This is a genomic window from Vibrio sp. 1641 (genome assembly GCF_033339995.1).
GTDB lineage: Bacteria > Pseudomonadota > Gammaproteobacteria > Enterobacterales > Vibrionaceae > Vibrio > Vibrio alginolyticus.
In genome coordinates this window covers 1-595 of the sequence record NZ_JAWOVP010000334.1, presented here as the reverse complement: position 1 = coordinate 595, position 595 = coordinate 1, and the positions used below count along the sequence as shown (strand labels likewise).

At 48.6% G+C, this 595-nt stretch carries 1 protein-coding gene; it reads right to left on the bottom strand.

The window, feature by feature from the left end; all coding sequences use genetic code 11:
* Positions 1 to 492 (bottom strand): AI-2E family transporter (locus R7Z47_RS25830; protein ID WP_318130892.1); only part of this gene is annotated, 492 nt, incomplete at its 3' end.
* Between the last annotated feature and the right edge of the window lie 103 nt (positions 493 to 595).

Here is a 595-nt window from a genome sequence, read left to right as displayed (position 1 = left end):
AAGCATGAAATACACCATAAACAGCACAATCATCGCCTGAGTTAACAGCGTTGGTGTGGTGGTCGCGAGCGCTTTCAGCAGAGAAAACACCGTGTTGTTACCCATCTCGTCAATGTTCATGTCACTGGCGATCTCAAGCGGCGCGTTCATGTGCTCTGACGACGCTTTGGTCACTTCATTCACTTCCTGCGAAACGTTTTGGACGATGCTTGGCAACTCAGCCCACCATTGTTTCGCGGGTTCTGATATCGCCGCTAAACCGAGTATTGAAACACTCACCAATAACGTCAACGTCACCACCACGGTTATCGTGCGTGGCAGGCCTTTATCTTCAAAATAATTGATCAGCGGGCTAAACAGCAGTGCCACGAACGTACTTATCACCATAGGTAACAGCACCGGTTTGGCGAAGTAGAGTGCTGGAACAAGCAATAACACCAGCAGAGACACACCAATCACGGTATTGATGGGAAGGTTTAATTTTCCATTCATGCGCGTCCTCTACTGATGAGGTGGTAAATCGGATGGTTGAGCCGCTTCTTCACCTGCTTCTTTTGAGGATGCAGCAGACGATGAAGAAGATTTGGCTAGCTGA